The sequence below is a fragment of the Psychromonas sp. 14N.309.X.WAT.B.A12 genome (assembly GCF_030397575.1).
GTDB lineage: Bacteria > Pseudomonadota > Gammaproteobacteria > Enterobacterales > Psychromonadaceae > Psychromonas.
In genome coordinates this window covers 134,113-156,083 of sequence record NZ_JAPNXS010000010.1, presented here as the reverse complement: position 1 = coordinate 156,083, position 21,971 = coordinate 134,113, and the positions used below count along the sequence as shown (strand labels likewise).

The window sequence follows — 21,971 nt, the reverse complement described above, 5'->3', positions numbered from 1 at the left end:
GGATATTACGAAGTATGTTTAGAGGTTTATTGTTTACCTAACACCCACTAAAATTACAAAACATCTTTTAAGGCGCAGTGCCAATTAGCCGGTAGCCTAGGGCAATGAGCGTATGAGCTCTGCGATGCCTTTTTTTAGCCTGCAGTGTTTTGTTTTATGTGTGTTGACTTTGGGCTTACTGCTTTGTAAAAGTGATTTAGGAAAATTTAAATCACAACACAAAAAGATCTGCAGGCTAAAGCCAGCGCCCTTATATTAGACTTCGTCTAATCGCTGTCGCTGCTTTTTTGAGTTTATCTACGTATATTACGAAGTATGTTTAGAGGTTTATTGTTTACCTAACACCCACTAAAATTACAACACATTTTTTAAGGCGCTGAGTGAATTAGGCGACAGGCAATGAGCAGAAGCGCTCTACGTTTCTCTTGCAGCTTACTTGTTTTGAGGGTGAGTGTGATACATTAAGTATCTATTCGTACTGAGAGTAGCAATATGAACCCTAGCTGAGTGTTATTCTTACCCATGAGTATTTATCAACAAAGGTTATTAGGTATCTTTTGAGCCTGATGGGTAGGGTTTATCATACTTGTTTTGAATTTAATCAATAAGAATTGAAATTTTTGTATCTTTTCTGGTTACAAAAGAGAGAAAAATCCTTATACTTACGTGCTTTATTTTTAGGTGGCGACTTAGCTTAATATAAAAAGTGGTCTTTCATCTATTAAACAATGGCTAAATAAAAAGTTGTTGTTTTACCTCTTAGCAATTGCGCTGAGATTGGTATTATTAATTTTAACAGTGGATACAAAGCGTTATGAGTACAGTAAATTCTGAAAACAGCAAAAGCTCACTTGATGGGTTGAAATGGACTATTACCGTTTTATTATTAGCGGCAGTGATCGTTGGTAATTATTTATACGGTGAAGAAACACATGTTGTATTACGTGTAGCTGTACTGCTAGTACTAGCTGCTTTAGCGGTTCTTTCTGCTGCATTTACTGAAAAAGGCAAAACCTTCATTGGCTTTGCTAAGGATGCACGCCTTGAAGTACGTAAAGTTGTTTGGCCTACGCGTCAAGAAACCGTACAAACTACATTAATCATCTTAGCAGTATCAACTATTGTTGGTTTAGTGCTATGGGGTCTTGATGGCATTTTTGTTCGTGTCGTATCGTTTATCACTACCTCAATTTAAGGGTTTATTATGACTGAAGAAGTTCAAAAAAAGAGATGGTATGTCGTACAAGCCTTTTCTGGTTACGAAGGCCGTGTACAAAAAACATTATTAGAGCATATCCGTCTAAATGAGATGGAAGAGCACTTCGGACAAATTTTAGTCCCTACTGAAGAAGTTGTTGAAATGCGTGCTGGTCAAAAACGTAAGAGTGAGCGTAAGTTCTTCCCTGGTTACGTTTTAGTAGAAATGGCAATGAACGACGATAGCTGGCACTTAGTGAAAAGCATCGACCGTGTTATGGGCTTTATTGGTGGTACTGCAGAACGTCCTGCACCTATCTCTAAGAAAGAAGTAGATAACATCTTGAATCGTTTACAAGAGTCTCATGACGCACCACGTCCACGTACCTTGTTTGAAGCAGGTGAAGTGGTTCGTGTTACTGACGGCCCATTTGCTGACTTCTCTGGTACAGTTGAAGAAGTTGATTACGATAAGAGCCGTTTAAAAGTATCGGTTTCTATTTTTGGTCGTGCAACGCCAGTTGAACTTGAATTTTCTCAGGTTGAAAAGAACTAATTAAGCATTTTAAAATGCGATTTTGAAAAGCCAATAAGGTCATTCTTATTGGCTTTTTTGTTTTCTGAAGTTTAATTAAATAAAACGCTCAAAAAAACGCCAAAAGATCTTGTGGAAAAGGTGTTGATGACGTTATAATTCGCCGCCCAATTTATTTGCTGTTTTTAATGCATTTTAAAATAGTAAACAGGTTAGGGTTCGAGTTGGCTGCAATAAGGCAGTCACTTACGTTTTTACGGGAAGCTGATTATTTCAGCGTTATACCCAAATAAAGGTAATATATCATGGCTAAGAAAGTAACCGCATATATCAAGCTGCAAGTTTCAGCTGGTATGGCAAACCCGTCACCACCAGTTGGTCCAGCTCTAGGTCAACACGGTGTTAACATCATGGAATTCTGTAAAGCATTCAATGCAAAAACAGAAGCTCAAGAAAAAGGCGCTCCAGTTCCTGTAGTAATTACAGTATATGCTGACCGTTCTTTTACATTCGAAACTAAGACTCCACCTGCATCTTACTTACTTAAGAAAGCTGCTGGCATCAAATCTGGTTCTGCTGTACCTAACAAAGATAAAGTAGGTAAAGTAACAGTTGCTCAACTTGAAGAAATCGCTAAAGCGAAAGAAGTTGATTTAACGGGTGCCGATCTTGAAGCGATGGTACGTTGTATTGCGGGTTCTGCTCGTTCTATGGGTCTGGAAGTAGAGGGTTAATACAATGGCTAAATTATCTAAACGCATGACAGCTATCCGTGCAGAAGTTGACGGAACTAAAGAATACGAAATCAATGAAGCAGTAGCACTTTTACAAAAGTTCGCTACAGCTAAATTCAGCGAAAGCATTGATGTTGCAGTTAACCTAGGTGTTGATCCTCGTCGTAGTGATCAAAACGTACGTGGCGCAACTGTATTACCACACGGTACTGGACGTGAAGTTCGTGTTGCTGTATTCACACAAGGCGCTAACGCAGAAGCTGCTAAAGCTGCTGGTGCGGATATCGTTGGTATGGACGACCTTGCTGCTCAAGTTAAAGCTGGCGAAATGGATTTTGACGTAGTAATTGCATCACCAGACGCTATGCGTGTTGTTGGTCAATTAGGTCAAATCTTAGGTCCACGTGGCCTAATGCCTAACCCGAAAGTTGGTACAGTTACACCTAACGTTGCAGAAGCAGTTAAAAATGCTAAAGCTGGTCAGGTTCGTTACCGTAACGACAAGAATGGTATTATCCATTCTACAATCGGTAAAGCGACATTCTCTGCTGAACAGATCAAAGAAAACCTAGAAGCTCTAATCGTTGCGCTTAAAAAAGCAAAACCATCAGGCGCTAAAGGTCAATTCATCAAGAAAGTTTCTCTATCTACAACTATGGGTGCTGGCGTTAAAGTTGACCAAGCAACTCTAGTAACTGTAGTAGCGTAATTTTTTTATAGTCACTGAGTGATTAATCATTTAGTGACTATACAAGGACGCGTATTGCTTGTATAATATGCGACCTTACTTTGGAGGGCCTTAGGTCCCTTCTTAGACCGCAGGTGTGAATTCTTAGAGTCCACTTAATTTCCTGCGTAGATGGTACCGGACCCCAGAAAGATTATTCTACTGGATCCGAAACCAAAATAGTGCCTCACCATCAGGTGGGGGTGTTTATCTAGGGTAAAACCTAGTGGAATCCAGGAGTAAAACCAAATGGCATTAAGACTCGAAGACAAACAAGCTATTGTTGCTGAAGTCAACGAAGCTGCTAAAGGCGCTCTGTCTGCTGTAACTGCCGATTCACGCGGTGTAACAGTAGGTGCAATGACTGAACTTCGTGCAGCAGCACGTGCAAACGGTGTATTTTTACGAGTTATTCGTAACACACTAGCACGTCGTGCAGTTGAAGGTACTGACTTTGCATGTCTGGCAGAAACGTTTACCGGTCCTACTATCCTTGCATTTTCAAACGAACATCCGGGTGCAGCAGCACGTCTTTTAAAAGACTTCGCTAAAGCAAACGAAAAGTTTGAAGTTAAAGGATTAGCATTTGAGGGTGAATTCATTGAAGCCGCTCAAATCGACCGTCTAGCGACATTACCAACATACGACGAAGCAATTGCGAAACTGATGGCTACTATGAAAGAAGCTGCAGCTGGCAAACTTGTACGTACTCTGGCTGCATTACGCGACCAGAAAGAAGAATCTGCAGCATAATAGCTGTAATACCATTTTATAATCTATATATAGGAATTGACTCATGTCTCTTACTAAAGACCAAATCATTGATGCTGTTGCAGAACTATCTGTAATGGAAGTTGTTGAACTAATCGAAGCAATGGAAGAAAAATTCGGTGTATCTGCTGCTGCTGTTGCTGCAGGTCCTGCTGCTGCTGGCGAAGCTGCTGCTGAGCAAACTGAATTCAACCTAGTACTTACTGCATTCGGTGAGAACAAAGTTAAAGCAATCAAAGCTGTACGTGGTATCACAGGTTTAGGCCTGAAAGAAGCTAAAGAAGCTGTTGAATCTTGCCCAGCTGTATTGAAAGAAGGCATCTCGAAAGACGAAGCTGAAGCATTCAAGAAAGAGCTAGAAGAAATCGGTGCTACTGCTGAACTTAAATAAGTTAGACTTTCTAACTTATTAGCCATGAAAATGGCATTGGCTGGTGATTATTTAATCACCGGCCTTTTTGCGCTATAGGATACCGTGATTTATCATTATTTTTTACGGTCATCGGACGCTTAAGGTGATGTTATAGAACGCATCATTAACACCAAAATAATGTGCCGCCGTTGTCTAATTAAAGATCCAAACCAAGCCAGACAACTATGACCAATTTTATCAGCGAGCAAAGGAACCACATGGGTTACTCTTATACTGAGAAAAAACGTATTCGTAAGGATTTTGGGAAACGTCCACAAGTAATGGAAAAACCATACTTGTTGGAAATTCAACTAGATTCATTCAAACGATTCATTGAAGTCGATCTAACTGGAGAAGTGGGCCTAGAAGCTGCTTTTAACAGCATCTTCCCTATCGCTAGTTACTCAGGTACGTCGGAGCTACAATATGTTAGTTACCGTTTAGGCGATCCCGTATTTGATGTAAAAGAATGTCAAATCCGCGGAGTAACATACTCTGCTTCTTTACGTGTAAAATTACGTCTTGTTATTTATGACCGCGATGCACCAGCAGGTACGGTTAAAGATATCCGTGAACAAGAAGTTTACATGGGCGAAATGCCACTCATGACAGAAAATGGTACCTTTGTAATCAATGGTACAGAGCGTGTTATTGTTTCACAATTACATCGTTCTCCTGGCGTTTTCTTTGACCATGATAAAGGTAAAACACACAGTTCGGGTAAAGTGTTATATAACGCACGTGTTATCCCTTACCGTGGTTCTTGGTTAGATTTTGAATTTGACCCGAAAGACAACTTATTTGTTCGTATTGACCGTCGTCGTAAATTACCTGCAACGATCATGCTACGTGCACTTGAGTACACAACAGAACAAATCCTAGACATCTTCTTTGATACAACAGAGTTTGCAATTAAAGATGGTGTAATCACAATGGCACTAATTGCAGACCGTTTACGTGGTGAACAGTTTACATTTGACATCGTGAGCAACGGCACAACGTACGTTGAAGGTGGCAAGCGTATTACAGCTCGTCATATTCGTCAGCTTGAAAAAGATGGCGTTAAACACATCGAAGTACCGTTTGAACATCTAGAAGGCAAAGTATCTGCTAAAGATTACATCAGCAGCGAAACTGGCGAAATCATCGTTAATGCAAATGATGTATTCACCCTAGAGCTATTAGCTGAACTTGCTCAATCAGGTATCAAAAACTTCGAAGCTATCTACACTAATGAATTAGATTGTGGTGCTTTCATCTCTGACACTTTACGTGTTGATTCTTCAACTAACCGTTTAGAAGCGTTAGTAGAAATCTACCGTATGATGCGTCCTGGTGAGCCACCAACAAAAGATGCTGCTGAAGGCCTATTCCAAAACTTATTCTTTGCTGAAGAACGTTATGACTTATCTAAAGTAGGTCGTATGAAGTTCAACCGTCGTGTTGGTATCGAAGGCGATGAAGGTCCTGGTATCCTATCTAACGAAGATATCTTAAGTGTAATGAAAACACTGATCGATATCCGTAACGGTAATGGCGAAGTGGATGATATCGATCACCTTGGTAACCGTCGTATTCGTTGTGTAGGTGAAATGGCAGAAAACCAATTCCGTGTTGGTTTAGTACGTGTTGAACGTGCTGTTAAAGAGCGTCTATCTTTAGGCGACCTTGATGCAACTATGCCGCAAGATCTGATCAATGCAAAACCTATTTCAGCTGCTGTTAAAGAGTTCTTTGGTTCTTCACAACTGTCTCAGTTCATGGACCAAAATAACCCGTTATCAGAAGTAACACATAAGCGTCGTATCTCTGCATTAGGTCCTGGTGGTCTAACACGTGAACGTGCTGGTTTTGAAGTACGTGACGTTCACGCAACTCACTACGGTCGTTTATGTCCAATCGAAACGCCAGAGGGACCAAACATCGGTCTTATCAACTCGTTAGCTACGTTCTCACGTACTAACAGCTACGGTTTCTTAGAAACACCTTACCGTAAAGTAGTTGATGGAAAACCTTCTGATCAAGTTGAATATTTATCAGCTATCGAAGAGGGTACTTTCGTTATCGCACAGGCATCTGCTAACGTTAATGAAAATGGCTTACTAGATGAAGAGATGATTCCGTGTCGTCATAAAGGTGAAACTACCTTCATGGGACCGAATGACATCGATTATATGGATGTGTCACCACAACAGATCATCTCTGTTGCTGCGTCACTTATCCCGTTCTTAGAACATGATGATGCTAACCGTGCCTTAATGGGTGCGAACATGCAACGTCAAGCTGTACCAACACTACGTGCTGATAAGCCATTAGTAGGTACAGGTATCGAACGTCGTCTTGCTATCGACTCTGGTGTTACTATCATCGCTAAGCGCGGTGGTGTAATCGATTACGTTGATGCATCTCGTATCGTTGTTAAAGTTGCAGATGATGAGTTACTAGCTGGTGAAGCAGGTATCGATATCTACAACTTAACTAAATACACTCGTTCGAATCAGAATACTTGTATTAACCAAAAACCAACGTGTAAACCTGGCGAGCCGATTGTTCGCGGTGACGTATTAGCCGATGGTCCATCGACTGATATGGGTGATTTAGCACTTGGCCAAAACATGAAGATTGCCTTCATGCCTTGGAACGGTTACAACTTTGAGGATTCAATCCTTATTTCTGAGCGTGTATCTCAAGAAGATCGTTTCACAACGATCCATATCCAAGAGTTCTCATGTATTGCACGTGAAACTAAATTGGGTACTGAAGAGATCACTGCGGATATCCCTAACGTTGGTGAATCTGCATTAAGCAAACTAGATGAATCTGGTATTGTTTATGTTGGTGCTGAAGTTAAACCAGGTGATATCTTAGTAGGTAAAGTAACACCTAAAGGTGAAACACAGCTTACGCCAGAAGAGAAACTATTACGTGCAATCTTCGGTGAGAAAGCGTCTGACGTTAAAGACAGCTCACTACGTGTATCTAACTCTACATACGCAACAGTAATTGACGTTCAAGTCTTTACTCGTGACGGCGTTGAGAAAGATAAGCGTGCATTAGAAATCGAAGAGATGCAATTACGTGCTGCGAAGAAAGACTTAACTGAGAAGTTTAAGATCTTAGAAAACGCAATCCACGAAAAAGCATTGAAACTATTAGTGTCTGCTGGACAAGAAGAAGCGCGTCTACTACAAATGCCTAAGGCACAGTGGTTCGACATCGTGCTTTCTGACAACGAAAAGCAAACGCACTTAGACCAAATCAATGCACAATACGACGAAGTGAAAGCAGACTACGATAAAGAGTTTGATCTGAAACGTCGTAAAATTACACAAGGTGATGATTTAGCACCGGGTGTACAAAAAATTGTTAAGGTTTACCTTGCGGTACGTCGTCGCCTACAACCAGGTGATAAAATGGCTGGTCGTCACGGTAACAAAGGTGTTATCTCAAACATCGTTCCTGTTGAAGATATGCCTCACGATGAGTTTGGTGTTCCAGTTGATATCGTACTTAACCCATTGGGTGTACCATCACGAATGAACATCGGTCAGATTCTTGAAACGCATCTTGGTCTAGCTTGTAAAGGTGTGGGTGAGAAACTAGAGCGTATGATCAAAGATCAGCGTGAAGTTGAGATCGGTAAAGTACGTGAATACGTACAAAAACTATACTCATTTGGCGATGCACCTTGTCACGTAGACTTAAATGACTTCGATGATGATGCAGTATTACGTCTTGCTAAAAACCTATACAAAGGTTTACCAGTAGCAACACCTGCATTTGATGGCGCACATGAGAGTGAAATCCGTGAACTATTACGTTTAGCTGATTTACCAGAATCTGGTCAATTACAACTAACTGATGGCCGTACGGGGATCCCATTTGAGCGTCCAGTAACCGTTGGTTACATGTACATGTTAAAACTTAACCACTTGGTTGATGATAAAATGCATGCACGTTCAACAGGTTCTTACAGCTTGGTTACTCAGCAGCCACTTGGTGGTAAAGCTCAGTTCGGTGGCCAGCGTTTCGGTGAGATGGAAGTATGGGCACTAGAAGCTTACGGTGCTGCTTACACTCTTCAAGAAATGCTAACGGTTAAATCGGATGATGTGAATGGTCGTACTAAGATGTATAAAAACATCGTTGACGGTGACCATAGAATGGAACCAGGCATGCCTGAGTCATTCAACGTATTGTTGAAAGAGATCCGTTCATTAAGCATCAACATCGAGTTAGATGAAGAAAACGGCTAAGCATTAGCAGTCGGCTGAAGTACATATGTGGTGCCTTGTTTGTTGAGGCACCTAGTTTTAACTCCTAATGGGAGAGTAGCGTGAAAGACTTACTCAAGTTTTTAAAGCAACAAAATAAAACCAAAGAATTCGATGGTATTAAAATCGGTTTAGCATCACCAGAAATGATCCGTTCATGGTCTTTTGGTGAAGTTAAAAAACCTGAAACAATTAACTACCGTACCTTTAAACCAGAACGTGAAGGTTTATTCTGTGCGCGTATCTTTGGTCCAATCAAAGATTACGAATGTTTATGTGGTAAATACAAACGCCTTAAACATCGTGGTGTTATTTGTGAAAAATGTGGTGTTGAGGTTACTCAAGCTAAAGTTCGTCGTGACCGTATGGGACACATCGAATTAGCATCACCTGTTGCACACATTTGGTTCCTTAAATCACTTCCGTCTCGTATCGGCTTAATGCTAGATATGACGTTACGTGATATCGAACGTATCTTATATTTTGAATCATTCGTGGTTGTTGAACCAGGTATGACTGATCTTGAGCGTGGTCAAATCCTGCTTGAAGAAGAATACCTAGATAACCTAGAGCAATGGGGCGATGAGTTTGACGCAATGATGGGCGCTGAAGCCGTATTTGCACTACTTAAAGACCTTGACCTTGAGCATGAAATCAAAGGTATGCGTGAAGAATTAGAATCGACTAATTCAGAAACACGTCGTAAGAAACTGACTAAACGTCTGAAATTGGTTGAATCTTTCCACCAGTCTTCAAACAAACCAGAGTGGATGATCTTAACAGTACTTCCAGTACTTCCACCTGATTTACGTCCTCTAGTACCACTAGATGGCGGACGTTTCGCTACTTCTGATCTAAATGACCTATACCGTCGTGTTATTAACCGTAATAACCGTCTAAAACGTCTTTTAGAACTAGCTGCACCGGATATCATCGTACGTAACGAAAAACGTATGTTACAAGAATCTGTTGATGCGTTATTAGATAATGGTCGTCGTGGCCGAGCTATCACTGGCTCTAACAAACGTCCTCTAAAATCGCTTGCAGATATGATCAAAGGTAAGCAAGGTCGTTTCCGTCAAAACTTACTAGGTAAACGTGTAGATTACTCTGGCCGTTCTGTAATCACAGTTGGTCCATCTCTACGTTTACACCAATGTGGTCTTCCGAAGAAGATGGCATTAGAGCTATTCAAACCATTCGTATACGGTAAGTTAGAAGCATTAGGTCTTGCTACTACTATCAAAGCGGCTAAGAAATTAGTTGACCGTGAAGGTGGTGAAGTTTGGGACATCCTAGAAGGTGTTATCCGTGAACATCCAGTGCTACTTAACCGTGCACCAACACTTCACAGACTAGGTATCCAAGCGTTTGAACCTGTATTAATTGAAGGTAAAGCAATTCAATTACACCCATTAGTTTGTGCGGCATACAACGCCGACTTCGATGGTGACCAAATGGCGGTACACGTACCGTTAACAATTGAAGCGCAGCTTGAAGCTCGTACCTTGATGATGTCTACGAATAACATCCTATCACCTGCAAATGGTGAGCCGATTATCGTACCTTCTCAAGACGTTGTACTTGGTTTGTACTACATGACTCGTACGCGCATTAATGCACGTGGTGAAGGTATGTACTTCCAAAACGCAAAAGAAGCTGAAAAAGCATACCGTGCTGGTGTTGTAGACTTACAAGCAATTGTTAAAGTTCGTATGACGCAAGTACACATTGCTGAAGACAAATCTCGTACATCAACTACTGGTTTAGTTGAAACAACGATTGGTCGTGCCATCTTATCGTTAATCATGCCTGAAGGTTTACCATTCGAGCATGTTGATTTGAACATGGGCAAAAAAGCAATCTCTAACGTATTGAATGCTTGTTACCGTCTACTAGGTATTAAAGATACAGTTATCTTTGCAGACCAATTAATGTACACAGGTTTTGAGTACGCAACACTATCTGGTGCCTCTGTTGGTATCAACGATATGGTTATTCCAGACGCTAAGAAAACATTAGTTGAAGAAGCTGAAGCGGAAGTACTAGAAATCCAAGAGCAATTCCAAGCTGGTCTTGTTACTGCGGGTGAGCGTTACAACAAAGTTATCGATATCTGGGCAAGTGCTAATGAGCAAGTTGCTAAAGCGATGATGGAAAACCTTTCTAAAGACACAGTCTTAACAGCGAAAGGTGAAGAAGTTCAGCAAGATTCGTTTAACAGCGTTTATATGATGGCCGACTCGGGCGCACGTGGTAGTGCCGCTCAGATTCGTCAGCTAGCTGGTATGCGTGGTCTGATGGCTAAACCGGATGGTTCAATCATCGAAACACCTATCGTAGCTAACTTCCGTGAAGGTCTAAACGTACTTCAGTACTTTATCTCGACGCATGGTGCACGTAAAGGTCTAGCCGATACCGCACTTAAAACAGCAAACTCGGGTTACCTAACTCGTCGTCTTGTTGATATTGCACAAGATTTAGTTATCACAGAAGAAGATTGTGGTAGTGAAGAAGGTCTATTAGTAACGCCGTTAATCCAAGGTGGTGACGTTGTTGAACCACTTCGTGAACGTGTACTAGGTCGTGTTGTTGCTCGTGACATCATCAAACCAGGTACAGATAACGAAGTATTAATCGCACGTAACGTATTACTAGACGAAAAATACTGTGACTTAATCGAAGAAGCATCTGTTGACCAAGTATGGGTTCGCTCAGTAATTACTTGTAACACTGACTTCGGTGCTTGTGCACAATGTTATGGCCGTGACTTGGCTCGTGGACACATGGTTGGTCAAGGTGAAGCTGTTGGTGTTATGGCTGCACAATCAATCGGTGAACCGGGTACACAGTTAACGATGCGTACGTTCCATATCGGTGGTGCCGCATCTCGAGCTGCATCTGAAAACAGTATTCAAGTTAAGAACACAGGTAAAGTTAAATTACATAACGCTAAGTTTGTAACTAACTCAGATAACAAAGTCGTTATCACATCTCGTTCTACTGAATTAACAGTAATCGATGAACTAGGTCGTACGAAAGAAAACCATCGTCTTCCTTACGGTGCTGTACTTGAAAAAGCAGATGGCGAAGCTATCACAGCTGGCGAAATCATCGCTAACTGGGACCCGCATACGCATCCAATCATCACTGAGGTGGAAGGTACTATCGAGTTCCTAGACTTCATTGAAGGCGTAACAATTGACAAACAAACAGATGAACTAACTGGTCTATCTAGTATTGTTGTTATTGACCCTGCACAACGTCCAAGTGCTGGTAAAGAAATGCGTCCAATGACTAAACTTGTTGATGCTAAAGGTAATGATTTATTCATTCCTGGTACTGATGTTGCTGCGCAATACGCATTACCTGCAAAAGCGATCGTTAGTCTAGAAGATGGTGCTAAAGTACGAGTTGGTGACGCGGTTGCACGTATCCCACAAGAAAGCTCGAAAACTCGTGATATCACGGGTGGTCTACCTCGCGTAGCCGATTTATTCGAAGCACGTACGCCTAAAGATGCTGCTATCTTAGCGGAAGTATCTGGTACATTATCATTTGGTAAAGAAACCAAAGGTAAACGTCGTTTAGTGATTACTAAACCTGACGGTGATGTATACGAAGAGATGATCCCTAAATGGCGTCACCTAAACATCTTCGAAGGTGAGAAGATTGAAAAAGGTGAGGTTATTTCTGATGGTCCTGAGTCTCCTCATGACATTCTTCGTCTACGTGGTATTAGCCCAGTGGCTAACTACATCACAAACGAAGTACAAGAAGTATACCGTTTACAAGGCGTAAAAATTAATGATAAGCACATCGAAGTTATCGTTAACCAAATGCTACGTAAATGTATCATCACCGATGCTGGTGACACTCAGTTCCTAGTGGGTGAGCAAGCGGAAGTTGCACGCGTTATCATTGAAAACCGTAAACTTGAAGCTGAAGGTAAAATCGTTGCTAAGTTTGAATACCAGTTACTAGGTATTACTAAAGCATCACTAGCAACTGAATCATTTATTTCAGCTGCATCTTTCCAAGAAACAACACGTGTTCTTACGGAAGCTGCTGTTGCAGGTAAATGTGACCAATTACATGGCTTGAAAGAGAATGTAATCGTAGGTCGCTTGATTCCAGCTGGTACTGGTTTTGCACATCACCGTACTCGTGCTGCTGCTAAAGCGAAAGAGCTTGAGCCAGTAGTAGAAGAGCCAATCATTGATGTTGAAGCAGCTGAGCAAAACTTAGCTGACTTACTAAACGCCGTTGATTTTGGTGAGTAATCAGTCAATATAATTTATTATATTGTTTAAAAAAGGTGCTTCGGCACCTTTTTTTATGCCTAAAATTTGAGTAGAAAACGCAACACATATAAGTCAAAACCCTGCAGACTAAAAAAGGAATCGCAGAGCTCATCCGCTCAATACCCTAGCCTGTCGGCTAATTCGCTCAGCGCCCCAAGGTCAAGACATGTTTCGTAATATTCATAGATAACATAAGTAACGAAGTCAGAAAATGCTTCGTAAAACCAATAAATAACAATAAGCAAGTAGCGACAGCTGTCAAGCGTAGCTTGATATTAGGGGCGCAAGCTTTAGCCTGCCAGTATGCGAGCCATCGCATACGAGTGTTATCTTCGATGAGCGAAGCGAACTAACTCACAACATCAAAACACTAAAATTCAAGGTCAAAAGAAGCAGGCTGAAGCCAGCGCCCCAAGGTTAAGACATGTTTCGTAATATTCATAGATAACATAAGGAACGAAGTCAGAAGATGCTTCGTAAAACCAATAAATAACCATAAGCAAGTAGCGACAGCGATTAGACGAAGTCTAATTTAAGGGGCGCTGGCTTTAGCCTGCCAGTATGCGAGTCATCGCATACGAGTGTTATCTTCGATGAGCGAAGCGAACTAACTCACAACATCAAAACACTAAAATTCAAGGTCAAAAGAAGCAGGCTGAAGCCAGCGCCCCAAGGTCAAACAATGTTTCGTAATATTGATAGATAACATAAGGAACGAAGTCAGAAGATGCTTCGTAAAACCAATAAATAACCATAAGCAAGTAGCGATAGCTGTCAAGCGTAGCTTGATATTAGGGGCGTTGGCTTTAGCCTGCCAGTATGCGAGCCATCGCATACGAGTGTTAGCTTCGATTGGTGATGGTGTGTATTATTTTGTAGATAAATACAATTACGTTGCGGTAGGTGGTAAGTATAGCTTGATATTAGGGGCGCATGGCGAATCAACCGTCAGGTTGGTCTCATGAGCGGGTAAGCTCTGTGCACCCTTTTTTCAGCTTGCAGGGCTTTTTTGTGTTGATTTTTAAGTTTCTATACTGCTTTTACAAAACAATAAACCAAATCCAACACATTACCCCACTGCAGACTAAAGTCAGCGCCCCATAAAAGATGCTTTGCAACTTTAATAGATTATTCGTTATAGCGAGGTCAAAAGATATTTCGAACTTTAATAGATTCTTCGTGATAACAAAGTCAAAACATGACGTAGCTTCGATAGATAAAGCTACGTCATGTTTTACTGCATATCATTGCTTAATGGTGATGAATAGCGTCAGTGATTAAGCTCACCAAAACCTTATGCCACAAACTCTTCTATATCAATACGTTGTGTAATGGTTTCTTGTTTCTCATCCAAAATGCTTTGTACTTCCGGTAAACAGCTGCCACAGCCGGTGCCGGCGCTGGTGCATTCTTTGATACTATCCAGGGTCAAACAACCTTGCTCGACAATCGCATCAGTAATGGTATTGATGCCCACTTGTTTACAGGCGCAAATAATCTTACCTTGAGCGAGTTTACCTTCAACCACACCAGAAATAAGCGTTTGTTCGATACTGCCATCTAAAGGCATATCTAATACGCTCTGTAACCAATCTAAAGAGTGGTTAGTTAGCTTATCTGACACTATGTAAGCATTGTTTAATTGATTCCCTTGAATGAAAGCATAGCGGTATAACATCTGCTGTGTGCTATCTGTACTAGCAAACTGCAAGGTTTTACCTGATTCATTACATAATAATGCTTCAAGTGAGGCAGCCAGTTCAGAAGGGATACATTCATCTGCAATACGATATAAATAACCTTGCTCAACTTTTTGCTTCACCCAATAATCAAACTGGTCCAAATCAAGCTGTGTACGAGTCAGTAACATCGCTTCACTTTGATATTGCCAATGTTTAATATTTGCCTGTGTTGATTTCAAAGCAGGCTGACCAGAAACTGGGTCGGTATCATCATTAACTAAGTTACAAACATTAGCTGTTTTAGCCGTTTGTCTATTCCAGTGGATCGGCGTGAAAATTTGACCAACTTTCTGTTGCTTAGTTATTAATGCTCTAACTAACATCGCACCTTGCGGACTATTTATCGCCACTAAATTATTATCTTCAATAGATAAGGGAGCTGCATCGTCAGGGTGGATTGCAACAAAAGGCTCAGTAATATGCGCAGCTAATCGACTCGATAATCCTGTTCGCGTCATGGTATGCCACTGGTCACGAATACGCCCACTATTCACAATTAACGGGTATTTAATCAATGATTGGGTTGTAGTCGCAAGTTTAGGTTTTGATGAAACAGCAATAAACTGCGCTTTTTTAGAGGCCGTAAAGAACTGTTTATCTGCAAATAAGCGCTGTTGAACAATCTCTGTTTGTAGCTCTGTAACCGGCCATTGCTGCGGTGTTAACTGGCTGTAACCTTTAGCATCAAGTTGTGTTAAGCCAATCAAGTTTAAATCTCGGGTACGGCCATCTTCATTATCTAAAGTGGTCATTTTTGCAAATTCAGCAAACACTTCACCTTCATGTAAAAAGTTAAAGGCCTCAGTAAATCCCATACGCTTTGCGACTTCGCTCATGATCCACCAATCTGGCTTCGCGACACCAGGGCTAGATAATAAACGTCTTTGTCTTGAGATACGTCGTTCTGAGTTGGTCACAGTACCTGATTTTTCGCTCCAGCCTTGCGCCGGTAAAAGCACATCAGCATATTCAGTAGTTGCGGTGTCCGCAATACAGTCAGAAACCACCACAAAAGGACACTTCTCTAAGGCCTCTCTCACTTTATTACTATTAGGAATACTCACTACAGGGTTAGTTGCCATGATCCAAACTGCTTTAATCTTGCCTTGGTGCATCGCATCAAATAGATCAACGGCTTTTAAACCAGGTTGTGTCGCTAGGGTATCAGTTTGCCAGAAGTTACTAATCATCTGATTAGCATGATCGTCACCAAATTCCATATGCGCAGCAAGTGTATTGGATAAACCACCGACTTCACGTCCACCCATAGCATTCGGTTGTCCAGTGACAGAGAAAGGGCCCATGCCAGGCTTACCAATACGGCCAGTTGCAATATGGCAATTAATAATACTGTTTACCTTATTACTGCCTTGTGTTGATTGATTTACACCCTGTGAAAAGATAGTGATCGCTTTTTCTGTGTTTGCAAATTGCTCAAAAAATAGCGAAATATGTTGCTCATTAACTTCTAATGTTTCAGCTAATACTTGGATGCATTGTGCATCTTGCTGAGCACTACTTAATGCAGCCTCAAAACCCTCACTGTAATTATCAATATACTCTTTATCTATTTTATTATGAGTAACTAGATAAGAGAGTAGCCCATTAAATAATGCAACATCTGTCTCTGGCTGAATTGCTAAATGTAAATCTGCAATGGAACAAGTATCTGTCTCACGAGGGTCAATCACCACAATAAACAGGTTATCGCGCTGTGCTTTCTGTTTTTTCAAACGTTGAAATAAAACTGGATGACACCAAGCTAAGTTAGAGCCTGTAATTACCACTAACTCTGCAGTATCAAGATCTTCATAACAACCTGGTACCGTATCACTACCAAAACCACGTTTGTGTCCCGCTACGGTAGAAGACATGCATAAGCGTGAATTAGTATCAATATTACCGCTACCGATAAAGCCCTTCATCAGCTTATTTGCCACGTAATAATCTTCTGTTAACAACTGTCCTGATACATAAAATGCTACTGAATCTGGCCCATGTTCGGCAATAGTTTGTGAAAACTGATCGGCGACATGTTGTAAAGCGGTTGGCCAATCGCTTTCGGCTCCATCGATGGAAGGGTGCAGCAAACGTCCTTCATGGGTAACCGTTTCACCTAATGCTAATCCTTTAGAGCATAGGTCACCGTAATTGGCGGGGTGAGATTTATCCCCACGTATTGTTAATTCTCCTGAAGCTTGTAATTGCGCTTCAATACCACATCCTACTCCACAATACGCACAGGTTGATTTAGTCCATAAATCTTTACTTTGAGTCATTTTGTCTCTCTTTGATAACAATTACACACGAATTCAATTGTTATGAATGTCCAGTTAATAGCTATTTAAAATAGTTACAGTACTTTTACAGCAAAGAGCAGACCAAATAGTGAGGGTTTTTGCTTATATTGAAAAAGAATCTAAAATATCTTTTAAAATCAATAGCTAAACTTCAACTTAAAACAGCTACATAAAGAAGAGAAAAATTAAATGAATTAATAATAAAAGAAATATCGCACCATATTGGTGCCTAGTGCACCTCTATTTTACATTTATTTAACAAAATAATGCAGAGGTGTGCATCTTGATATTAGTCCTGTTCAAGTGGTCAGCTCTAAAGTGTTGAATATTATAAGTTATTATTTTTGTTGTGTTTTAATGTTTTTTTGGCGTTTTCTTTGCAACGTTATTTTTAAGGCGCTTATTCGGGCAAATAAGCGAAAGTAACAATATAATGTTAAAAGGATGTAAAAAGCTATGAGCAAGCAACGTGTTATTGTCGTCGGTAACGGCATGGTAGGACATAAGTTTATCGATACTATTATTGGTAGTGATAACCATAACTTTGAGGTGATCACTTTCTCTGAAGAATCCCGCCTAGCTTACGATCGAGTACAATTAAGTTACTTCTTTTCAGGTAAAACAGCAGATGATCTCGCATTAACAGATGCTGCGTATTACGAAGAAAATGGAATTAAATTTGTTTTAAATGACAAAGTAGTTGATTTAGATTTCCCAAACAAAAACGTTATTACTGCAAGCGGCCGCGTAGAAAGCTACGACAAACTGGTGCTTGCAACGGGCTCTTTCCCTTTTGTTCCCCCAATTCCAGGTAACGACCAAGAACATTGCCATGTTTACCGTACCATTGACGATCTAGAAAAAATCACAGAATCAGGCAAATCAAGTAAAGTCGGTGTCGTGATCGGTGGTGGTTTATTAGGCCTAGAGGCAGGTAATGCGCTGGTTAATTTAGGAGTAGAAACGCATATTGTCGAGTTCGCTCCACGCTTAATGGCTGTGCAGTTAGATGATGGCGGCGGTGCGTTACTAAAACGTAAAATAGAAGAACTAGGTGTGCAAGTACACACACAAAAAGCAACCACTGAAATAGTGGCGGGTGAGCAATGTCGTTACCGCATGAACTTTGCAGATGGCTCATTCTTAGAAACCGATATGATCATCTTCTCTGCAGGTATTCGTCCTCAAGATGAATTAGCACGTACCAGTGGTATCGCGATTGGTGAGCGTGGCGGTATTGTCATTAATAACCACTGTCAAACTAACATTGATGACGTTTATGCGATTGGTGAATGTGCATTGTGGGAAAACTTCATCTTTGGTTTAGTTGCTCCTGGTTATCAAATGGCGAAAGTCGCAGCGGCACATATGCAAGGTGATAAAGAAACAGAGTTTACTGGTGCTGATATGAGTACTAAGTTGAAACTACTGGGTGTAGATGTAGCGAGTATTGGAGAAGTTCACGGGCAAACTCCAGGTGCGCAATCTTACACTTACCATGATGAAATTGAACAAGTTTATAAACGTTTAATCGTATCGGCTGATGGCAAAAAAATGGTCGGTGCAGTACTCGTTGGTGATGTAGAAGCTTACGGTACATTACTGCAATTAAAATTAAACGATATGGATTTACCTGCGAATCCAAGTGTATTAATTCTACCATCTGCTGATGGTGAAGAAGCGGCCGGAATGGGCGTGGATGCCTTACCTGATACTGCTGCTATTTGTTCATGTTTTGATGTATCAAAAGGTGATATCAAGGAAGCTGTTGCTGCAGGTTGTTGTAGCATGGGAGACCTTAAAGAGTCGACTAAAGCCGCAACCGGTTGTGGTGGTTGTTCTGCATTAGCAAAACAAGTATTAGACAGTGAATTAGCAAGTCTTGGTTTTGAAGTAAACACAGATATTTGTGAACATTTTGCTTACTCTCGTCAAGAGCTAGCAGATATCGTTCGAGTGAAGAAAATTAAAACGTTTTCTGCATTACTAAGTGAATGTGGTTCGGGTTTAGGTTGTGAAATTTGTAAGCCAGCCGTTGCTAATATTCTTGCTGCTTACTGGAACGAATATGTACTAGAAGATGAGCATGTTGGGCTACAAGACACCAATGACAATTACCTAGGCAACATGCAAAAAGATGGTACTTATTCAGTGGTTCCTCGTATGCCTGGTGGTGAAGTTACTCCTGATGGTTTAATTGTTATCGGTCAAGTAGCTAAAGAATTTAACCTTTATACCAAGGTAACGGGCGGAGCTCGTGTGGATCTTTTTGGTGCACAGTTACATCAACTACCGGCGATTTGGAAAAAGCTAGTTGATGCTGGCTTTGAAACGGGACACGCCTACGGAAAATCACTGCGTACCGTTAAATCTTGTGTTGGTGATACTTGGTGCCGTTACGGGGTTAAAAACAGTATTGGTTTCGCAATAGAGCTTGAGAACCGTTACAAAGGTTTACGTTCACCACATAAAGTGAAATTTGGTGTATCTGGATGTACGCGTGAATGTGCAGAAGCACAAGGTAAAGACTTTGGCTTAATCGCGACAGATGGTGGATGGAATTTATACTTTGGTGGCAATGGTGGTATGCGTCCTCGCCATGGTGATTTATTTGCTTCTGATTTAACTGATGAACAAGTGCGTACTTATATTGACCGTATTTACATGTTTTATATCCGCACTGCAGATCGTTTACAACGTACATCAGTGTGGTTAGAGAATTTAGAAGGTGGTATTGAGTACTTACGTAAAGTAGTAATAGACGACTCGCTGAATATTAATGCAGAGTTAGAATCAGAAATGGAAAATAATATTGCAAATTATCAATGTGAATGGAAAACAACCATTGAAAATCCTGAAAAACTGAAACGCTTCAACCACTTTATTAATAGTAAAGAAGAAGATTCTGGTCTTGCCTTCAAAGTGGTAAGGGGACAACGCTTCCCTTTAGCAAAAGAAATTGAAATAACAGAATTAGTTTAATAGGGATACAAAATGAACACAACGGCTAACACAACTTGGACAGATATCTGTCCAGCAAGCGACTTAACACCTAATGCAGGTATTTGTGCACTATACAATGAGCAACAAGTTGCTATTTTCTTATGCAAACAAAGTAACAGCGTTTACGCAATTGCTAATTACGACCCATTCGGAAAAGCAAATGTATTGTCACGCGGTATTATTGGCTCTACACAAGATATTACCTACGTTGCCTCTCCTCTGTACAAGCAGCGTTTTAATTTATCAACTGGTGAGTGTTTAGATTCAGCAGAGCATAAATTGAAAACCTTCAACGTACGCATTGAAAATGATCAAGTTCAGTTAAAAGAAGCATCTTAATTAGATCATTAAATCAACCTATACCTAACCCGTTATTTTAATGAAGCGTTTAGCTTCTCATAAAAATAACGGGTTGGTTTAGCCTATGACTCTGAAAGTGAATCTACATTTTAAACAGTGAAATTGGCATTAACTCCCAAAATTAATAGACAGGATATCTATGAGTAACAGTTCATTTAATATATTTTCCTTCCAAGGAAAAATGAAAACATTACACCTAAGCTGGATGGCATTTTTTATTACCTTTGCTGTGTGGTTTAACTTTGCGCCATTATTACAATCAGTAAAAGAAACTCTAGGCTTAACGACCGAAGAAGTTAAAACCCTATTAATTCTAAATGTTGCCATTACCATTCCTGCACGTGTCATTATCGGCTCGCTAACAGACAAATATGGCCCGCGATTAGTTTACTCTGCACTATTGGTCCTATGTTCAATTCCTTGTTTCACGTTTGCTTTTTCAGATAACTTTATGCAAGCGGCTATTTCGCGTTTTGCACTAGGTTTCATTGGTGCTGGTTTTGTTATCGGTATTCGTTTGGTATCTGAATGGTTCCCGCATAATGAACTAGGAACAGCCGAAGGTATTTACGGCGGTTGGGGTAACTTTGGTAGTGCTGCAGCGGCATTCACTTTACCAACAGTAGCACTGATGTTCGGTGGAGATGATGGCTGGCGCTACGCTATGGTAGTAACGGGTCTACTGAGTTTAGTCTTTGGTTTTATCTTCTACACAAACATTACAGATACACCAAAAGGCGCGACTTATTTTAAGCCGAAAAACCTAACAGCGATGGAAGTCACATCAAAAGGTGATTTCTTCTTACTATTAATAATGAAAGTGCCAATGTATGCGGCATTAGCCTTGTTAGCATGGAAACTATCGCCAGATAATGTTGGTATGATTTCCGATGGTGTTTGTTATGCGATTTATGCATTCCTATTTGCTTTATACTTATACGAATGGTCACAAGTCTGGAAAGTGAATAAATCAATCTTCACAACACCCGTACCTGAAATTCATCAGTACAAATTTAAGCAAGTGGCAGTATTAAACATTCTTTACTTTGCAACTTTTGGTTCAGAGTTAGCGGTAGTATCAATGCTGCCGTTATTCTTCCTAGAAACCTTTGAATTAACGCCGGTTATCGCTGGTATGGTTGCGTCGGCTTACGCCTTTATGAATTTAGCATCACGTCCAGGTGGCGGTTGGTTGTCTGATAAATTTGGTCGTAAATCTACGTTGATTATCTTAACAGCAGGGTTAGCATTAGGTTACTTACTAATGGCACAAATTGAATCTAGCTGGACACTATGGATTGCCGTTGCAGCAGCAATGTTATGTTCTTTCTTCGTGCAAGCGGGTGAAGGTGCAGTATTTGCGACAGTACCATTAATCAAACGTCGTATGACAGGTCAAATTGCAGGTATGACAGGTGCTTATGGTAATGTTGGTGCAGTAGTTTACTTAACTGTGTTATCGTTTGTAAGTTACCAAACCTTCTTCTATGTGATTGCTTGTACAGCCTTTGTTGGCTTAATCACGCTATTATTTATGGCTGAACCAAAAGGTAAAATCGCCGAAGTAAATGAAGATGGTAGTGTGACTATGATTGACGTAAGTAGCCACTAA

General features: G+C 40.7%; 12 protein-coding genes. 11 read left to right on the top strand and 1 reads right to left on the bottom strand.

All coding sequences use genetic code 11. The features are described 5' to 3' along the window. Window positions 1–814 precede the first annotated feature (814 nt). The 8 genes from secE to rpoC all read left to right on the top strand — a co-directional run bounded on the left by secE (window position 815) and on the right by rpoC (window position 12,933). Window positions 815–1,195 carry a preprotein translocase subunit SecE gene (gene secE / locus OW492_RS13635; protein WP_290040735.1) on the top strand — a complete coding sequence of 127 codons (381 nt, stop codon included), beginning with the start codon at window positions 815–817 and terminating at the stop codon, window positions 1,193–1,195. Window positions 1,196–1,204: 9 nt separating this feature from the next. Continuing rightward, window positions 1,205–1,753, top strand: a complete 549-nt coding sequence (nusG, locus tag OW492_RS13630; protein ID WP_290040733.1) for a transcription termination/antitermination protein NusG — start codon at window positions 1,205–1,207, stop codon at window positions 1,751–1,753. Window positions 1,754–2,037: 284 nt separating this feature from the next. Beyond that, on the top strand, window positions 2,038–2,466 hold the full coding sequence (rplK, locus tag OW492_RS13625) for a 50S ribosomal protein L11 (RefSeq protein WP_113818378.1): 429 nt from the start codon (window positions 2,038–2,040) through the stop codon (window positions 2,464–2,466). Window positions 2,467–2,470: 4 nt separating this feature from the next. After that, a complete protein-coding gene (gene rplA, locus OW492_RS13620) occupies window positions 2,471–3,175 on the top strand; it encodes a 50S ribosomal protein L1 (RefSeq protein WP_290040731.1) in 705 nt (234 codons plus the stop codon). 267 nt (window positions 3,176–3,442) lie between these two features. Further along, entirely contained in the window at window positions 3,443–3,946 is a 504-nt protein-coding gene (gene rplJ, locus OW492_RS13615) for a 50S ribosomal protein L10 (RefSeq protein WP_290040730.1), read from the top strand. Window positions 3,947–3,989: 43 nt separating this feature from the next. After that, window positions 3,990–4,355: a 50S ribosomal protein L7/L12 gene (rplL, locus tag OW492_RS13610; protein WP_290040729.1), complete on the top strand. Its 366-nt coding sequence runs from the start codon at window positions 3,990–3,992 to the stop codon at window positions 4,353–4,355. 239 nt (window positions 4,356–4,594) lie between these two features. Beyond that, window positions 4,595–8,632, top strand: a complete 4,038-nt coding sequence (gene rpoB, locus OW492_RS13605; RefSeq protein WP_290040728.1) for a DNA-directed RNA polymerase subunit beta — start codon at window positions 4,595–4,597, stop codon at window positions 8,630–8,632. An 80-nt stretch (window positions 8,633–8,712) separates the two neighbouring features. Beyond that, window positions 8,713–12,933 (top strand): DNA-directed RNA polymerase subunit beta', encoded by a 4,221-nt coding sequence (gene rpoC / locus OW492_RS13600; protein WP_290040727.1) that lies wholly within the window; start codon window positions 8,713–8,715, stop codon window positions 12,931–12,933. Between the two features lie 1,315 nt (window positions 12,934–14,248). Here the strand turns inward: rpoC and OW492_RS13595 are convergent. After that, the gene (locus tag OW492_RS13595) at window positions 14,249–16,975 is read right to left on the bottom strand and encodes a nitrate reductase (protein ID WP_290040725.1); all 2,727 of its coding nucleotides are present in this window, start codon (window positions 16,973–16,975) and stop codon (window positions 14,249–14,251) included. Window positions 16,976–17,452: 477 nt separating this feature from the next. Between OW492_RS13595 and nirB the strand changes: the two genes are divergently transcribed. From nirB to OW492_RS13580, 3 genes are all read left to right on the top strand, one after another. Next, window positions 17,453–19,978, top strand: coding sequence for a nitrite reductase large subunit NirB (gene nirB / locus OW492_RS13590; RefSeq protein WP_290040724.1), 2,526 nt, complete (start codon window positions 17,453–17,455; stop codon window positions 19,976–19,978). Window positions 19,979–19,990: 12 nt separating this feature from the next. After that, a complete protein-coding gene (nirD, locus tag OW492_RS13585; RefSeq protein WP_290040722.1) occupies window positions 19,991–20,338 on the top strand; it encodes a nitrite reductase small subunit NirD in 348 nt (115 codons plus the stop codon). 160 nt (window positions 20,339–20,498) lie between these two features. Beyond that, a complete protein-coding gene (locus OW492_RS13580) occupies window positions 20,499–21,971 on the top strand; it encodes a NarK family nitrate/nitrite MFS transporter (RefSeq protein ID WP_290040721.1) in 1,473 nt (490 codons plus the stop codon).

Bases quoted from the DNA above. Each gene is read 5' to 3' on its own strand.
- secE (WP_290040735.1), top strand. From the start codon at position 815: ATGAGTACAGTAAATTCTGAAAACAGCAAAAGCTCACTTGATGGGTTG.
- nusG (WP_290040733.1), top strand. From the start codon at position 1,205: ATGACTGAAGAAGTTCAAAAAAAGAGATGGTATGTCGTACAAGCCTTT.
- rplK (WP_113818378.1), top strand. From the start codon at position 2,038: ATGGCTAAGAAAGTAACCGCATATATCAAGCTGCAAGTTTCAGCTGGT.
- rplA (WP_290040731.1), top strand. From the start codon at position 2,471: ATGGCTAAATTATCTAAACGCATGACAGCTATCCGTGCAGAAGTTGAC.
- rplJ (WP_290040730.1), top strand. From the start codon at position 3,443: ATGGCATTAAGACTCGAAGACAAACAAGCTATTGTTGCTGAAGTCAAC.
- rplL (WP_290040729.1), top strand. From the start codon at position 3,990: ATGTCTCTTACTAAAGACCAAATCATTGATGCTGTTGCAGAACTATCT.
- rpoB (WP_290040728.1), top strand. From the start codon at position 4,595: ATGGGTTACTCTTATACTGAGAAAAAACGTATTCGTAAGGATTTTGGG.
- OW492_RS13595 (WP_290040725.1), bottom strand. From the start codon at position 16,975: ATGACTCAAAGTAAAGATTTATGGACTAAATCAACCTGTGCGTATTGT.
- nirB (WP_290040724.1), top strand. From the start codon at position 17,453: ATGAGCAAGCAACGTGTTATTGTCGTCGGTAACGGCATGGTAGGACAT.
- nirD (WP_290040722.1), top strand. From the start codon at position 19,991: ATGAACACAACGGCTAACACAACTTGGACAGATATCTGTCCAGCAAGC.
- OW492_RS13580 (WP_290040721.1), top strand. From the start codon at position 20,499: ATGAGTAACAGTTCATTTAATATATTTTCCTTCCAAGGAAAAATGAAA.